13 protein-coding genes are annotated in these 16,016 nt (G+C 72.2%); 7 read left to right on the plus strand and 6 right to left on the minus strand.

Annotated elements, in window-relative coordinates:
- Window positions 1–68 precede the first annotated feature (68 nt).
- On the plus strand, window positions 69–2,060 hold the full coding sequence (locus ACWEVN_RS00305) for a tetratricopeptide repeat protein (protein WP_452049656.1): 1,992 nt from the start codon (window positions 69–71) through the stop codon (window positions 2,058–2,060).
- Between the two features lie 45 nt (window positions 2,061–2,105).
- Here the strand turns inward: ACWEVN_RS00305 and ACWEVN_RS00310 are convergent, their stop codons facing one another.
- The 3 genes from ACWEVN_RS00310 to ACWEVN_RS00320 form a co-directional block, all read right to left on the minus strand.
- Window positions 2,106–2,270 (minus strand): hypothetical protein, encoded by a 165-nt coding sequence (locus ACWEVN_RS00310; protein ID WP_452049657.1) that lies wholly within the window; start codon window positions 2,268–2,270, stop codon window positions 2,106–2,108.
- Window positions 2,271–2,424: 154 nt separating this feature from the next.
- A complete protein-coding gene (locus ACWEVN_RS00315; RefSeq protein ID WP_452049658.1) occupies window positions 2,425–3,555 on the minus strand; it encodes a cytochrome P450 in 1,131 nt (376 codons plus the stop codon).
- 9 nt (window positions 3,556–3,564) lie between these two features.
- A complete protein-coding gene (locus ACWEVN_RS00320; RefSeq protein WP_452049659.1) occupies window positions 3,565–4,083 on the minus strand; it encodes a MarR family transcriptional regulator in 519 nt (172 codons plus the stop codon).
- A 53-nt stretch (window positions 4,084–4,136) separates the two neighbouring features.
- Here ACWEVN_RS00320 and ACWEVN_RS00325 point away from each other — a divergent pair, with 53 nt between their 5' ends.
- Window positions 4,137–4,511: a MerR family transcriptional regulator gene (locus ACWEVN_RS00325; RefSeq protein ID WP_452049660.1), complete on the plus strand. Its 375-nt coding sequence runs from the start codon at window positions 4,137–4,139 to the stop codon at window positions 4,509–4,511.
- A gap of 98 nt (window positions 4,512–4,609) precedes the next feature.
- Window positions 4,610–5,533, plus strand: coding sequence for a quinone oxidoreductase family protein (locus tag ACWEVN_RS00330; RefSeq protein WP_452049661.1), 924 nt, complete (start codon window positions 4,610–4,612; stop codon window positions 5,531–5,533).
- A gap of 83 nt (window positions 5,534–5,616) precedes the next feature.
- Here the strand turns inward: ACWEVN_RS00330 and ACWEVN_RS00335 are convergent, their stop codons facing one another.
- Complete coding sequence (locus tag ACWEVN_RS00335; RefSeq protein ID WP_452049662.1) at window positions 5,617–7,098, minus strand: non-reducing end alpha-L-arabinofuranosidase family hydrolase; 1,482 nt, start codon at window positions 7,096–7,098, stop codon at window positions 5,617–5,619.
- Between the two features lie 341 nt (window positions 7,099–7,439).
- Here ACWEVN_RS00335 and ACWEVN_RS00340 point away from each other — a divergent pair, with 341 nt between their 5' ends.
- Entirely contained in the window at window positions 7,440–9,887 is a 2,448-nt protein-coding gene (locus ACWEVN_RS00340; RefSeq protein ID WP_452049663.1) for a glycoside hydrolase family 3 N-terminal domain-containing protein, read from the plus strand.
- A gap of 48 nt (window positions 9,888–9,935) precedes the next feature.
- Here ACWEVN_RS00340 and ACWEVN_RS00345 read toward each other — a convergent pair whose 3' ends face one another.
- Window positions 9,936–10,637 (minus strand): SDR family oxidoreductase, encoded by a 702-nt coding sequence (locus ACWEVN_RS00345; RefSeq protein ID WP_452049664.1) that lies wholly within the window; start codon window positions 10,635–10,637, stop codon window positions 9,936–9,938.
- 145 nt (window positions 10,638–10,782) lie between these two features.
- On the opposite strand from ACWEVN_RS00345, the gene ACWEVN_RS00350 reads away from it, so the two are divergent.
- Genes ACWEVN_RS00350 through ACWEVN_RS00360 form a run of 3 tightly spaced genes read left to right on the plus strand, consistent with a single transcriptional unit; the run spans window position 10,783 to window position 15,536 of the window.
- Window positions 10,783–13,800 carry a DEAD/DEAH box helicase gene (locus ACWEVN_RS00350; protein ID WP_452049665.1) on the plus strand — a complete coding sequence of 1,006 codons (3,018 nt, stop codon included), beginning with the start codon at window positions 10,783–10,785 and terminating at the stop codon, window positions 13,798–13,800.
- Entirely contained in the window at window positions 13,793–14,524 is a 732-nt protein-coding gene (locus ACWEVN_RS00355; RefSeq protein WP_452049666.1) for an SWIM zinc finger family protein, read from the plus strand. Before ACWEVN_RS00350 ends, ACWEVN_RS00355 begins: the two co-directional genes overlap by 8 nt.
- Window positions 14,525–14,558: 34 nt before the next feature.
- Window positions 14,559–15,536 (plus strand): FG-GAP repeat domain-containing protein, encoded by a 978-nt coding sequence (locus tag ACWEVN_RS00360; RefSeq protein WP_452049667.1) that lies wholly within the window; start codon window positions 14,559–14,561, stop codon window positions 15,534–15,536.
- A 60-nt stretch (window positions 15,537–15,596) separates the two neighbouring features.
- Here the strand turns inward: ACWEVN_RS00360 and ACWEVN_RS00365 are convergent, their stop codons facing one another.
- Window positions 15,597–15,890, minus strand: a complete 294-nt coding sequence (locus ACWEVN_RS00365; protein WP_452049668.1) for a hypothetical protein — start codon at window positions 15,888–15,890, stop codon at window positions 15,597–15,599.
- Window positions 15,891–16,016 lie beyond the last annotated feature (126 nt).

Raw genomic sequence — 16,016 nt, forward strand, 5'->3', positions numbered from 1 at the left:
TCGTCGCGGCCGATCGGCTCAGCAACGCGTTCGGCCAGGTCGGCCAGGTCATCGTCAACCAGACCCTGGTGGCCGCGGCGTCGCGCACGTCGCTCGATCGGGTGATCTGTCCTCAGGTCGGCGGCCTTGTCCGCGTGGTCGGACGCGAGGAGGAATTGAGCCTGCTGCGGGCCGGACTGAGCGCCGGCCCCACGCCCGTCGTGCGGATCCTGTGCGGTATGGGTGGGATCGGCAAAACGAGCTTGGCCCGCGCTTATGCCCAGCGGAATCAGCGTGACTACCAGGTCGTGTGGTGGGTCCGCGCGGAAGACCCCAACGCCGTGGACGCCGAATTCCGTGGTTTGCTGGAGCTCCTCCTACCGCCGGACGAGGCGGGCCGCATCCGTGATGCCCGTTCGGCGGCGCTGATTCTGTTGTCCCGTTGGCCGAGCCCCTGGCTGCTCATCCTGGACAACGTGGCGGACGCCGCCGCCGCGCAACTGCTCATCCCCGGTGCGGGAAATGGTCATGTGCTGATTACCAGCCAGTCCGGGCATTGGCCGGTCGAGGACGCCGTCGTGCGGATCAGCGCGCTGACTCCGGCCGCGGCGATCGACCTGCTCGTCCAATTATCGCTGGATAGCGACCGGGGAAGCGCCGAAATGCTGGCCGCCGAGCTGGGCAGGCTCCCCTTGGCGCTGAGTCAGGCGGGTTCGTTCACCCGTGCCAACGGCATCGACCTCGCCACCTACCGCCGGCTTTACCGGGCGCGAGCCAGTGAGCTGAACGCCGACGCCCGGCCGCCGGATTATCCTCACACCGTGGCTACCACCTGGCAGCTGGCCATCGGACGGCTCCCGCCGGCCGCGGCGGCGCTGCTGAACATCATCTCTTTCTACGCTTCCGATGCGATTCCGCTTTCGCGATTGCTGACCGGGGTTCCGGATACGGTCGAGTTGCCTCCTGCTGTCGAATCGCACCTGCGTCCGCTGCTTGCTGACGAGCTGACCATGCACCGCGCCGTGGGCGCGTTGCACGGCCACAGCCTGATCACCGGCGCCGGGGCGGACAGCGTCACGGTCCACCGCCTCGTGCAGGCGGTGACTGTGGACCGGCTGCGCTCACGGTCCGAGGTCGACGCGTGGGCGGAGGCCGCCCACGCGCTCGTCGTCGCCGCGATGCCCTCGCGTGATTGCGTGACCGCGGCCAGTCTGAACACCTGGAACGTCCTCCGGATGCACGTTCGCAAGCTTCTCGACGTCCTGCCGCTGGAGCGAGCCGAAGTCCTGGCCACGCGGCGGGACTTGGCTTACTGGACCGGGCACGCCGGGGAAACGGCGAGGGCGCGCGACTTGCTCCGTGATCTGGTTCCCGTTTGCGAGCGTGTGGTCGGTGCCGAGCACCCGGCTACGCTCGCCACGCGCCACGAACTCGCCTACTGGACCGGGCACGCCGGCGATCCGGCGATGGCGCGCGACTTGCTCCTCGAGCTGCTCCCCGTCCACGAGCACGTACTCGGCCCGGAACACCCGGCCGTCTTGACGACCCGGCACGACCTTGCGAGCTGGACCGGGCACGCCGGCAATCCCGAAGCGGCGCGCGAGCAAGCCAGGGAACTCTTGACCGTAGCCGGGCGAGCGCTGGGTGCCGACCAACCGGCGGTGCTGGCCGTTTGGAGCACGTTGGCCCGTCTCACCGGCGAAACGGGCGATGCGGCCGCTGCCCGCGACCTGTTCGCTGAGCTGGTGCCGGCCCGGCAACGAGTGCTCGGCCCCGAGCATCCTCGTACGCTGCTCGTAACGAGCCACCTGGCCTCCTGGACGGGCCGAGCTGGGGACCCGGCGAGAGCCCGTGATCTGCTGGTCGAACTCCTTCCGGTCCGTGAGCGCATTCTGGGTGCCGAACACCCGGTGACGCTCTCGACTCGGCATGACATCGCGATCTGGACCGCTCACGCCGGCGATGTCCCGGGCGCCCGTGATCTTCTGGCCCAACTGTTGCCGGTCCGCGAAGGAGTACTGGGCACCTCGCACCCTGATGTCATCGTGACACGTGAGGCGCTCGACCGCTGGCGTCCGTGAGCAGGCTGCCCGATGGGCGAATTCCGCCACCGGGCGGCGGCACCCTTACGGCGCCAGCAAGCCGATCATCTCGTCGGCAGTCATTTCGCGCGTACCGGCCGACCCGGGTTGCCCGTGCGTTCCGATGAAACCGACGTCGTGGCGGGCGATGTCGAGGATGCCCGCCCGGCGCACGCCTGCGAGGGCGACCCGGGCGCGCTCCAGCGCCACGCCCGCGGCCTCCGGTTTGCCGAAAGTTCGACCGTGTTCACGTGACTCACCAATCGGTGGGGAGCAGGAGGATTCGCGGCCAGCCAACGATCGTGGAACGGCCGCCGGCGGGCAATCCGCGATTCTGCGAAGGAGATCTGCCCCGATGCGGGTGTCACCACCGGAGGGGCACCGCCGCCGGGCCGTGCAGGGAGACGAACATCCGTCGCCACTCGAGCTCGCCGACCGGCACCGCCAGGTGCAGCTCCGGCGCCGCCGACAGCAACGCCGTCACCCCGGCCCGCAGCTCCGACCGGGCCAGGGCCGCGCCGAGGCAGTGGTGCGGGCCGTGGCCGAAGGCCAGGTGTCCCGGCTCCCGTGCCGGATCCACCCGCTCCGGGGCGGGGAACCGGCGGGCGTCGTGGTTGCCCGCCCGCAGCGCCCCCAGCACGAAGTCGCCCGCGCGGATCGGGATGCCGCCGATCTCGGCGTCCTCGACCGCCACACGGCCCTGGTCCGCGGCCGAGCCCGGGTCCTGGCGCAGCAGTTCCTCCAGCACCGCCGGGATCGAGGCCGGGTCGCGGGGGAGGGCCGGCTCGGCCGCCAGCCGCAGCACCGCCGTGGCCAGGGCGTTGGCCGCCGGGACGTAGCCGGCGATCAGGATCGCGAACGCCAGCTGCGTGACCTCCTCCGGGCTCACCTCCGCCTGGAGCAGCCCGGTCAGCAGGTCCTCGCCCGGGGTGCGCCGCTTCGCCTCGACGAGCTCGGCGAGGTACTCGCCCAGGTTCCGCGCCGCCTCGGCCATTTCCGCGTAGTCCGGCGCCGTGAACACCGCGACGACGCCGTCGGCCCACGCCCGCAGGTCGTCCCGGGCCTCCGGGGGGACGCCGAGAAGTTCGTTGAGCACCGCCAACGCGAACGGGACCGCGTAGCCGGCGAGCACGTCGGCCGGCTGCCCCTGCGCGACGAACTTCGCGGCCGACTCCGCCGCGAGCGCCTCGACCCGGGGACGCAGCCGCTCCACCCGGCGCGGAGTCAGCGCCTGGGCGGCGGCGCGCCGCAGGCGGGCGTGTTCCGGGCCGGACATCGTGAAGAGCAGGCCGCCACCTTCGGTCGCGGGCGTGCCGGGCAGCCACGGCCGGAACCGTGGATCGGTGAGCAGCGCGCGGATGTCGGCGTAGCGCGTGACGAGCCAGGCGTCTTCGCCGGTCGCGAGGCGCACGCGGCCGACGGGCTCCTCGTCCTGCCGCCGGGCGAACTCGGCCGGGCAGCGCAGCGGTGCCGCGTCCGTGAACGGGTAGTGCATGGGATCCCCCTACTTTTCCGGTTCACCGGCCGCTTTCCGGGCCAGCGAGTGCAGTGGCACGAGCGTCGCTTCGCCGGTCACGCCGAGCGCGCGTGCGGTGAGCAGCCGGTACAGCTCGTCGGCGGCTTCGACCAGCCGCGCGGCCCGCGGTGCGACCGATTCCGCGTCGGGCTCGGCCTCGGCGAGCGCCGCGGCGAGCACCTCCTCGGCGTCACGGCGCTGGCGCTCGGCCACCGCCTCGACCAGCCCGGCCACCGGGGTGACGAGCGTGCGCCGCCGGTCGGCCGGGTCCGGGCCGGTGCTCAGGGCGCCGCGCTCCCGCAGCTGGGCGACGGCGGCGGAGACGTGGCTCTGCGCGAAGCCGGTGCGCGCGGTGAGCTCGCTGATCGAGATGCCCGGCGCTTCGACGAGCACCGAGATGACCACCAGGTAGATCTCCGGCACCTCGGGATCGGCGTCGTCGCGCATGCCCCGGGCGGCGAGCTCCATCAGGTGCTTGCCGAGCAGGTACAGGTCACTCACCTTCACATCGGAAACGATACATCGATAGTGATGTAATTGCCACGGGTAGCCTCGCCGGTATGAGGATCGGGGAGCTGTCGCAGCGCACCGGCGTGAGTTCGCGTTCGCTGCGGTACTACGAACAGCAGGGCCTGCTGACCAGTGCACGCTCCGACGCTGGGCAGCGGCACTATTCCGACGCCGAAGTGGAGCGCGTGGTGCTCATCCGGCAGCTGTTCGACGCGGGGATGTCCAGCCGGGTGATCGCGGCCGTGCTGCCGTGCGTGGAAACCCCGGGCGACCCGGACGTCGTCGAGTCGGCGTTCGCCACGATGGCGCGGGAACGCGACCGGATCGACGCCGAAATCGGCCGCCTGACCGAGGCCCGCAACGCACTCGACACCGTGATGGCGGCCAATCGGCGGCACCAGGCGGAGCTGGTGGCCCGGGTGTGACCTGCGCCTCGGGTGGTTGCCTCTGACACCGGTGTCAGCGGTGAGCATGGCCGCAGGGCCCGGAACCGCCGGGCCGGTCACCCGGAAGGCAGCAGGAAATGGGACAGGCGTGGGGTTTCGGCAGGCACGGCGGGCCTGAGGTGCAGGAGTTCTTCGACCGGCCGGATCCCGTTCCCGGTCGCGGCGAGGTGCTGATCCGGGTCGACGTCGCCGGGGTGAACCCCCTCGACCACCTGGTGCGCGCGGGCGTGGTCCCCGGTCTCGACGGCGGGCGGCCGTTCCCCCGCGTGCTGGGCATGGAGGCCGCCGGGACCGTGCTCGCCCTGGGCGAGGACGTCGACGGGCTCGAGGTCGGTGACGCGGTCTTCGGCTTCGCGCTCACCGGCGGCGGCACCTACGCCGAGACGACGGTGCTCTCGGCCCCGAACGCCGCCCGCATCCCGGCGGGCCTGGCGGCCACGGTGGCGGCGACGCTGCCGGTGGCGGGAACGACCGCGGTGGACGCACTCGACCAGCTCGGGCTGCCGGCCGGCGCGGTGCTCCTGGTGAACGGGGTCGGGGGCGGGGTCGGTCTCGCGATCGCCCGGCTGGCCGCCGCGCGCGGGCTGCGGGTGCTCGGCACGGGCAGCGCCGCCAAGCGCGAGCAGGCCGAGGCGGCCGGGGCGCGGTTCGTCGACTACACCGCCGAAGACGTCGTCGCCACGGCACGCGAGCTGGTCCCGGACGGCTTCGACGGGATCGTCGACCTGGTGGGTGGCACCTCGCTGCGGACGGTCGCGCCGCTGGCCCGCGATCCCCGCACCGTGATCGCGGTGGGGGACATGTCGGTGCCCGACCTCGGCGGGCGTTTCGTCGAGCGCCGCCTCGACCGCGAGAACCTGGAACGCTCCGCCCGGCTGGCCGTGGACGGAGTGCTGGCCCCGGTGATCACGGCGGTCCACCCGCTTTCCGACGCCCCGGCCGCCCTGGCCGCCGTCGAGGACGGCCACGCCGCGGGGAAGGTCGTGATCAAGGTGACGTGAGCCGCCCCGCCGGCTTCGAGAACCCGGCATGGCCGGGAGAGCGATCACGCTCTCCCGGCCATGTCCCAGCCTGCCCAGGGGTGCTAGCGCTGCAGAGTCAGCACTCCCGGCTTGTAGGGCAGCAGGCCGTAGTCGACGCCGTCGGAGGCGGGGTCGCGGCCCTGGTAGAGGAACTGGAGGTTGCAGGGGTCGATGGTCTTCGTCTGGTCGGGGTTGGTGCGGACGAGGTCGCCGTGACTGATGTCGTTGGTCCAGGTGGCACCGCTGTTGGCCTTGCCGGCGAAGGGGTTGCTTTCGGTGGCGGCCTGCGGGGTCCACGTGCCGCTCAGGCTGGTGGCGGTGAACGAGCGGAAGTAGCGGCGCTCGTTCGTCCCCCGTGCCTCGACGATCATGAGGTACTGGTTCTGGTCCTTGACCTTGTAGACCTCGGGCGCTTCGAACAGCTTCTGCGGGGTGTCGCTCATGATCTTCGTGTAGCTCGAGCCGAAGCTGCCCGGGAAGTTCCCGATCGGCATGGTCGCGCGGTAGATGCTGCCGTTGTCGTCGGCGAAGAACAGGTACATGTTCGTGCCGTCGCCGATGATCGTCTGGTCGATCGGGGCCCCGCCGGGGAGGGTGCCGGTGAACAGCGTCTGCTGCGCCGACCAGCCGTTGGGGTTGGTGGGATCGCTCGACGTCCGGTAGGAGAACGTGTCGGGCCAGCCCCACTGGTAGGCGAGCACCCAGATGTTCTTGGGGGCGAAGTAGAACAGTGTCGGGGCGACGGCGCCGAAGGACATCGTGCTCTGGCTCGCGCCGGCCATGTCGGACCAGTTCGTGAACGGGCTGAAGCTCGTGGACTTCCAGGCCGATCCGGTGTCGTGCGTGGTCGCGTAGACGACGTGCTTGCCGTTGTAGACGACGTTCGTGAAGTCCTTGAGGGAAACCCAGCCCTGCTTCGGGGTGGCCAGCGGGCCGGTCGAGCTCCAGCGGTAGGTGGAGGGCAGGGTGCAGGCGCCGGCGGCACCGCCGTCGACCTGGACGAGCTGCCACTGCTGGGCGGTGCCGGTGGAGCCGGTCTGCTGCACGACGCCGGCGCCGTCGGCGGTCGAGGCACCCTGGATGTCGAGGGCCTTGCCGCTGTTGCGGTTCACCAGCCGGACGTACCCGCCACCGGCGTCGGCCAGGCTGAACTGCTGGTTGGCGCCGCCGTTGGCGGTCCACTGCACCACGGGCGCGCCGTCGGCGGTGGACGCGCCTTGGACGTCGGCGAGCTTGCCGGAATGCCGCGCGCGCAGCTGGTAGTTCCCGCCGCCGGTGTCGGCGAACTGGAACTGCTGGTTGGCGGCGTTGGTCCGGCTCCACTGGATGAGCCCGGCGCCGTCGGCGGTGGCGGCGCCGGTGACGTCGAGCGCCTTGCCGCTGTTGCGGTTGACCAGGACGTACCAGGCGGAGGTGTCCACCGTGGCGGCCGAAGCCGGGGTGGGGGCCACGGTGAGCAGCCCGGCCACGGCCGCCACCACGGCCGCGGCGGCCGGCCAGGGCCGGTGCCGCCACCTCGTGGCGCGCGTGAATCCGATCGGCATGGGGATCGTTCCCTTCGTCGTTGAGGGGACTTCGAGTTCTGTTAGCGCTAACATCAAGCGGCGCGCTGGGTGCCGGGGAAGGTGGAGGGAGGGGGTAGGAGGTCGGCCGGGGTGCGTCCGAACGCACCAGAGGACTGTGAACGACAACGTCCGCGGCGTCAAGACCGGACGAGCGGGTTTCACCGGAACTCCGGCTCGACGCGGCGGAGCGGACCGGGAGCGGCGGTCACAGTAGACGGTCCCGGCCGCCGTTCGGCGGTTTTACCGCCTTGCGGAAGGTGCCTACGGTGCGCTCGCACCCATGCGGCCGGTCCGTGCCGACCACGGCTGAAGGAGGTCAGGTGTTCCGCAAACACAGACGCAGTACCCGCGCCACCGTCACGGTGCTCGCGGCGGCGGTCCTGCTCGCGGTTCCCGCGTTCGCCGCCAGTAGCAGTGCCGCCCCCGATCCGGGGCTCGCGCCCTGGATGGACGCGCGGCGTCCGGTGCCGGCGCGGGTGGAGGCGTTGCTGCACGTCATGACGCTGCCCGAAAAAGTCGGCCAGATGGACCAGCAGCTGGTCACCACGTTGACCGACCCGAACGGGACGACGTGCGGGAACAACGGATTCAACCTCCCCAATCCCGAATGCATGCGGAAAATCCTGGTGGACGCCAACGTCGGCTCGATTCTCGCGGGCGGTACCGAGAATCCCATCGACACCACCGGCAAGGGCGGGGTGGGCAACACCGGCTACGACTGGGCCACCGAGTACAACATCATCCAGCAGTACGCGATCAAGAATTCGCGCCTGCACCTCCCGGTGGTGTTCGGCGTCGACGCGGTGCACGGCTTCGGTCACCCGTGGCAGGCGCCGCTGTTCCCGCAGTCCATCGGCATGGGCGCCACCTGGGACCCCGGGCTCGCCCGGGCCGGCGGCAAGGCGACCGCGGACGCCCTGCGCGCCACCGGCTGGACCTGGAACTTCGCCCCGGTCCAGGACATCGCGCGCGACAACCGGTGGGGCCGCACCTACGAGACGTGGGCCGAGCAACCGGTCCTGTCGGCCGCGATGGGCGCCGCGAACATCAAGGGCCTGCAGTCGCCCGGAAAGCGCGGTGAGCTGAACGTCAGCGCCACGGTCAAGCACTTCGCCGGCTACTCGCAGTCGATCAACGGCCACGACCGGGCCGAGGAACTGCTCCCGATGAACTACCTCCAGACGACGATCCTGCCGCCGTACGCGGCCGGGATCGACGCCGGCGCCGGGACGGTGATGGTCAACTCCGGGTCGATCAACGGCGTGCCCGCCACCGCTTCGCGCTACCTGCTGACCGACATCCTGCGCAACCAGATGCACTTCCAGGGCGTCGTGATCAGCGACTACCAGGACGTCACCGCGTTGCAGACCGCGTACCACATCGCGCCGGATCTTCCGGGTGCCATCGCCGCCGCCGTGAACGCGGGCGTCGACATGAGCATGCAGGTCTCCGACGCGGCCGGGTGGCAGGCCGCGATCCTGCAGGCCGTCGACACGGGCAAGATCTCGCGCGCGCGGATCGACCAGGCGGTGCGCCGCATCCTCACGCTGAAGTTCCAGCTCGGCCTGTTCGACCAGCCGTGCGTGGCCGACCCGGCGAAACCGTGCGTCGACGCGAACGCCGCCAACGCCGCCGTCACGGCCGGCCGCGAGCAGACGTTGAAGGCCGCGCGAGAGTCGATCACCTTGCTGCGCAACGAGAACAACGCGCTGCCGTTGCCCGCGGGCGCGAAGGTCGTGGTGACCGGCCCGAGTGCGGACTCGATGACCAACCAGCTCGGCGGCTGGAGCGTGAGCTGGCAGGGCGTGGCGGGTGCCGGGCACGTGTGCTGCATGGGCCCGGACAACCAGATCCCGCCGGGCACCACCGTGCTGAACGGCATCCGGGCCGCGAACCCGGCCGCGGTGTACGCACCGGACCAGGCGAGCGCGGTCGCGGCCGCGGCGGACACCAGCGCCTACGTGGCGGTGGTGGGGGAGAAGGCCTACGCGGAAGGACTGGGCGACAACCCGGCGCCGGCCCTGGCGCCGGACCAGCAGGCCCTCATCTCGGCGCTGGAGGCGACCGGCAAGCCGGTGATCGTCGTGGTCGTCGCGGGCCGGCCGGTCGGGCTGGGCCCGGCCGCGAAGGCGAACGCGGTGCTGATGGCCTACCAGGGCAGCACGGAAGCCGGCACGGCGGTGGCGGATGTGTTGTTCGGCAAGGCGAACCCGGCGGGCAAGCTGCCGATCAGCTGGCCGTCCGACGCCCCGGCCGTCGGCGGGGACTTCGCCGGCACGGCCCCGTCCCCGCTGGGGGACCAGCCGAAGTTCTTCGACCAGCTGCCGAGCACCGCATCCGGTCAGGGCAACGCGTACAACCCGCAGTTCCCGTTCGGGTACGGCCTGTCGTACACGAGTTTCACCCACACGAACCTGGCGGTGACCCCGAAGATCGGCCGCGACGGCACGGCCACCGCGACGTTCACGGTCACCAACACCGGAACCCGCGCCGGCACCGACATCGTGCCGGTGTACGCGGCCCAGCCGGTGAGCCCGGTGGTGGTCCCACCGCAACGCCTGGTCGGCTTCGCCCGGGTGACGCTCGACCCGGGCCGGTCCCAGGTCGTGCGCGTGTCCGTCCCGGCATCGGCGCTGGCCACGAGCGCCGGGGACATCAACGCGTCCGGCCCACCGGTCGTGCTGCCGGGCAGTTATGTGCTGCAGCTGAACAAGAACAGCACGACGCCGTACTCGGTCGACGTGTCGGCGCCGTTCGTGATCCAGTAATCCGGTCGGTCTTGCGGGGCGGCGCGCGTCGCCCCGCAAGGCCGGACTTCAGCGGTCCTGGCCGGCCGGGCGGACGAGGATCTCGTTGACGTCCACAGTAGACGGTTGACTCACCGCGTAGAGCACGGCCCGGGCGACATCGGCGGGATCCAGCTTGGGATCACGAGACCGTTCGGCCGGAATACCGCCGGTGTCGACCAGGCCCGGTTGGATGAGGGTGACCCGGATGCCGGTGCCCACGCACTCGGCGCGGATGTTCTGGGCCAGGCCGGTGACCGCCCACTTCGTGGCCGAGTACAAGTTGCCCGGGCGGATTCCGCGGCCGGCGGCCGAGCCGGTCAGGACGAGGTGGCCGCCGGAGGCCACCAGGGCCGGGAGGGCGGCGCGGGCGGTCAGTGCGGGGCCGTACACGTTGGCGAGCACCATGTCCCGCCACTCCTCCGGTGGTGCGCCGCCCTCGCCGAGGAAGGAGGTGACGACGCTCGCGCCGGCGTTGGCGAACACGACGTCCAGCCGGCCCCACGTGTCCTGGACCCGGGTGACGAGCGCGTCGAGCTGTGTCCAGTCCGTGACGTCGCAGGCGGCCGGCCACACCCGGTCGGCGTCGCCCAGCCGGGTGGCGAGGTCGGCCAAGCGCGTCCGGTCGCGGGCGACGAGGACCAGGCGGTAGCCGGCTTCGGCGGCGAGCCGGGCGGTGGCGGCGCCGATGCCCCGGGAGGCGCCGGTGATGAGGAACACGGGATCGGTCACCGGCGCACCCTAGCCAACCCGTGGCCGTCACCGCGGTGCGCGAGCACCTCCGCCTGCTCGAAGACCGCACCGCGGCCGGCCTGCGTCCGGGCGCGTGCGACGATCGGGGCGGAACCCCAGGCCCCGGACGAAGGAGCTCCAGACCTTGCCCTCGGTGCACGCGCTGTGGTCGCCGGGCCGGGGGCTGCTGCTCTGGGCGGAGCGCGACGGCGGCCCGGCCGGCACGTCGAGCCGTTCGGCGCGGATCGCGCTGCCGCACCCGTTCGCGGTCTCCGGCGCGCAGCTGACCGCCCTGCACCCCGGCAAGCCCGCCTCGGCGACAGTGCTGCTCCCGTCGCGGGCGAACCGGCCGCTCGCCTCCTCCGAGCCGGCCGCGGGCGGCCAGCGGCGTGGCCCGGCGCCGTCGCTGCGGCCGTGGTCGGTGCCCGCGCTGATCGTCGACGCGGCCGAGCTGGACGACCTCGACGACTCGGCCTCCTACGGCGCCTCGGTCACCCACCTGCGGGCGGTGGCCCACCTGGCCGCGGACCTCGTCCGGCGCGGGCGGGTGCTGCCGACGCTGGTCCGGCAGGGCGACGCGGCGGAGGCCCGCTGGCGCCCGGTGCTGCAGGGCGTGGATTTCGTCGCGTTCGACACCCTCGTCGCGGCCATGCCGCCGGTCGGGCGGGCCGAGCAGATCGCGCCGCTCACCGGGGCCTCGCCGCGCGCGCTCGTCACCGACGCCCTGCACACCCTGGTCGACGCCGCGGTCCGGGACCGGCTGGCGCGCGCCGATCCGCCCGTCGACCTGGGCGGGGCCCGGGGCGTGACCGGGGTGTGGCTGTCCGCGCTGCAGGGCGGCGCTCCCCGCGTCGAACTGCCGCTGGACGAGCTGGGGGTCCTGGCCGACGCCGTGGCGAAGTGGGACGAGGTCGCCGACACCGACGTCGTCGACGGCCGGGCGTGCTTCCGGCTGGCCGAGGTCGGCACCCTGCGGCAGCCGGACGCGGACGACCCCGACGACCAGACCGGCGACGGCACCAAGTGGCAGCTGCAGTTCCTCCTGCGCGCCGCGGCCGATCCGAGCCTGCTGCTGCCGGCGGGGCAGATCTGGTCGGGCGAGGCGCACGGGCTGGTCCGGGACCCGAAGGGGCTGCTGGTCGCCGAGCTCGGCCGGGCCGCGCTGGTGGCCCCGATGCTGGCGCCGGCTCTGCGCCGGACCCGGCCGTCCGAGTACGACCTGAGCGTCGAAGAAGCCGAGCAGTTCCTCATCTCGGAGGCCAACCGGCTGGTCGAAGCCGGGTTCGAGGTGCAGCTCCCGGCGGCCTGGGACGGCCGCCGCCGGCTGGGGCTGCGCCTGTCCGTCCGCAGTACGCCCTCCGAGCAGGTCGTCGCCCGGGTGGGCCGGGACGAACTGGCCGCGTTCCGCTGGTCGGTCGCGGTGGGCGACGACGAGATCGGCGAGGAAGAGCTGGCCCGGCTGGTCGCGGCGAAGACGTCGCTGGTGCGGCTGCGCGGCCGGTGGATCAGCGTCGACGCCGACCGCCTTCGCGCGGGTCTCGAATTCCTGCGCCGCGACCCGCACCGGCGCACCCCGCGCCCCACCGCGGCCGACCTGCTGGAGCTCGTCCACTCCGGGCGGGAGACACCGCTCCCGGTCACCGACGTCCGGGCCGGCGGCTGGGTCGGGGACGTCCTGGCCGGCCGGGTCCAGGAGGCGCTGCGGCCGGTCGGGCTGCCGCCGTCGTTCCGCGCCACGTTGCGCCCCTACCAGCAGCGAGGGGTCGCCTGGCTGGCGTTCATGTCGGCGCTGGGGCTCGGCGCGTGCCTGGCCGACGACATGGGCCTCGGCAAGACCGTCCAGACGCTGGCGCTCGAGGCCGTCGAACGGGCGCGGGGCGATCGGCGGGCGACGCTGGTGCTGTGCCCGATGTCGCTGGTCGGCATGTGGCAGCGGGAGGCGGCGAACTTCGTCCCGGACCTGCGGGTCCACGCCCACCACGGCAGTGCCCGCGCGCACGGGGACGCGCTCGCCGCGCAGGTCGCCGCGGCCGACCTCGTCGTCACGACCTACGCCACCGCCACCCGTGACGCCGGCGAGCTCGCGGCGTTCGGCTGGCGGCGCCTGGTGCTGGACGAAGCGCACGCCATCAAGAACGCCGACACCGCGACGGCCAAGGCGGTGCGGCGGTTCACCGCCGAACACCGGCTCGCCCTGACCGGCACCCCGGTGGAGAACCGGCTGGCGGACCTCTGGTCGGTGCTGGACCTGCTCAACCCGGGGCTGCTCGGCAGCCGGTTCGAGTTCCGGCAACGGTTCGCGGCCCCGATCGAACGCACCGGCGACACCGCCACGGCCGCCGCTCTGCGCCGGATCACGCAGCCGTACCTGCTGCGCCGGGTGAAGACGGACCCCGTGATCGTTCCCGAGCTCCCGAAAAAGATCGAGATCCGGCAGGAATACCGGCTCACCCGCGAACAGGGCACGCTCTACTCCGCGATCGTCGACGAGATGATGACGAAGATCCAGCACAGCCAAGGCATCAAGCGCCGCGGCAACATCCTCGCCGCGATCACGAAACTCAAGCAGGTCTGCAACCACCCCGCGCACCTGCTGCACGACGGCTCCCCGCTCGGGGACCGCTCCGGCAAGGTCAGCCGCCTCGAAGAGGTCCTGGCGGAAATCCTGGCGTCGGGTGATCGGGCGCTGTGCTTCACGCAGTACGCCGAGTTCGGGCACCTGCTCGTGCCGCACCTGGCGGACCGGCTCGGCACCGAAGTCGGATTCCTGCACGGTGGCCTGGCCAAGGGGGCGCGGGACGCGATCGTGGACCGCTTCCAGGAGGGCGACGGGCCGCGGATCTTGTTGCTGTCGCTCAAAGCCGGCGGTTCCGGGCTGACGCTGACCGCCGCCGGCCAGGTTCTGCACCTGGACCGCTGGTGGAACCCGGCCGTGGAGAACCAAGCGACCGACCGGGCGTTCCGGATCGGGCAGCACCGCACCGTCCAGGTGCGGAAGTTCATCTGCCCCGGCACCATCGAGGACCGCATCGACACGCTGATCGACCAGAAGCGCGCGCTCGCGGGACTGGTCGTCGGCGAGGGGGACAGCCGGCTCACCGAGCTGTCCACGGACGCGCTGCGCGGGGTGCTCGCCCTGGGGGAGGAGGCGATCGATGACTGAGCCGCTGCCGTGGTGGCCGGCCCGCTTCCTCCGCGCGCTGACGGCGATCGGCGTCCTCCTGCCCGCGAAGGGCCGAGGCGACGTCGTTGCGCTGGAGGTCGGCGCCGGGCGCGTCGACGCCGAGGTGCGGGACGGCCGGAGTCACCGGGTGCGGATCGGGCTGACGGCGTTCGGCAAGGCGGACTGGGCGGCGATCACGCACGCCCTGGCGGCCAAGGCGTCGACCACGGTCCAGCTGCTCAGCGGCGAGTTGCCCCGTGACGTCGAAGAGACGTTCAAGGCGATCCGGCTGCCGTTGTTCCCGTCGTCGGCGCGGGAGGTGTCCCTGGACTGCACCTGCCCGGACGCCGAGGTGCCGTGCGGCCACTTGAACGCGGTGTTCTCCGCGCTCGTGGCGCGGGTCGGCGAGGACCCGTTCACCGTGCTGGCCCTGCGCGGCCGGAACCGGGAAATGCTGGTGGAGGAGCTGAAGAACCGGCTCATCTCGGCCGAGCCCCTCGACCCCGATGACCGGTCCCCGGCCCTGACCGAGGTCATGGACACGTTCTTCGCCAGTGGCCCGGCCCCGGGCCTGGGCGGGACAGCACCGCTGCACGGACCGCGGACGCCGTCGGACGCGCTTTTGCACCAGGTACCGCCGTTCGCGATCACCGCGGGCGGCGAGGATGTCGTGGAGTTGCTTCGGCCGGTTTATCGGGCGCTCGCCGGAGAAGACGGAATTTAGCCTCGCCTGTTCTCCGTGCCGCATACTGACCGGCATGAGAGGACCGCTGCGCGCCGTGACGCTCACCGTTCTCGCCCTGGCGGCCCTGCTCATCGCCGCGCCACCGTCCGACGCGGCGCCTGCGGCCGGCGGTGTGCTCTGGAGCAACAACAAGCAGCCCGCCACCGCTTCCACCGGCCAGGTCGGGATGTGGCGCACCAGTTCGTCCACCGCGGTCCTCGGACAGTCGATCTGGCCGTACGACTGTGTCACCTGGGGCACGTGCCCGCGCCGCGGGGACGTGTGGGCCCGGGCCGGAATCTTGGCGGTCAGCCGGGCGCACGTGCGGTTCGCCGGACCCCGGCTCGTCAAGGAACACGACCTGCTCTCCTGGGATCCCGGCAGCGGGCAGGTCCGGATCTGGACCGGTGCGGACACCGGCCGGATGGGGAGCACGCTGGTCGACCGGCCCTGCGCGGGCTGCTCGGGGAAGTGGGGGCCGGTCGCGCTCGCGGACATGAACGGCGACGGCCACGACGACATCCTCTGGTGGGAGAACTCCGATCGGGGCGCGCTCGCGTCGTGGCTGTTCGACGGGGCCGGGCACGTCATCGGCGAGCAGTGGATCACCGGGTCGTCCTGCAATGCCGTCTGCGCCGGGGACTGGCATGTCATCGGCGTCGGCGATGTGGACAACGACGGCGACGCCGACATCGCCTGGGCGAACTCCGACCTTCTCCGAACCGGCTTCTGGCTGCTCAACGGGGCCGGCCAGGTCACCAGCGCCCCGATCCCGGTCGGGTGGGGCATCTTCTGGGACAGCGTCGAGCCGATCGGGCTCGGGGACATGAACGGCGACGGCAACCTGGACATCGTGACGCTCGAATACTGGTCGGGGAAGGTCACGGTGCACACGTCCGACGGCGCCCTCACCAAGACGGGAGCCTACGACCTCGACTGGTCGTGCGGCCCCCCGTGCCGGGACGCCGGCTGGAACCCGGTCGGCATCGTCGACTCGTACCAGGTGTTCTGAGGGCGCGGTGGTCGGGCTGTCGCCGAAGTCGCCCGGTGAGCCGCGTCGACGACCGCTCGCTCAGGACTCTTCGGCGAGCAGTTCCTCGATCCACCGATGTGCCGTCGCGCAGGCGTCGGCTTCCGAGCCCCGCAGGTGCTGGACGACTTCGCCGCCGGACCAGAGCATGAGCGCGACCGTGCCGGGGCGGATGGGGGTCAGGCCGATGAGGCGGCGCCGGCCGTTGCCCTCGACGACCCGTTCGGCGGTGAGCCACTGACCGGTCGTGCCGGTGCGGGTGACCGTCCAGGCCGGGTCGGCGGCGAGTTCGGCCACCGACCGGGGTACGAGTTCCACGGACTGTTCGTCGGGCACGTCCACCACCCTCGCCTGGTCGTGTCATCCGGTGTGGCACCGGATGAATCTCAGGTTAACAACGTCTGGCCCGGTTTCCTGGGACAAGGCGCTGGGTACCGGCCGGTGCCGGCCTTCGCCGTCGAC

This window comes from Amycolatopsis sp. NPDC003861, assembly GCF_053605405.1.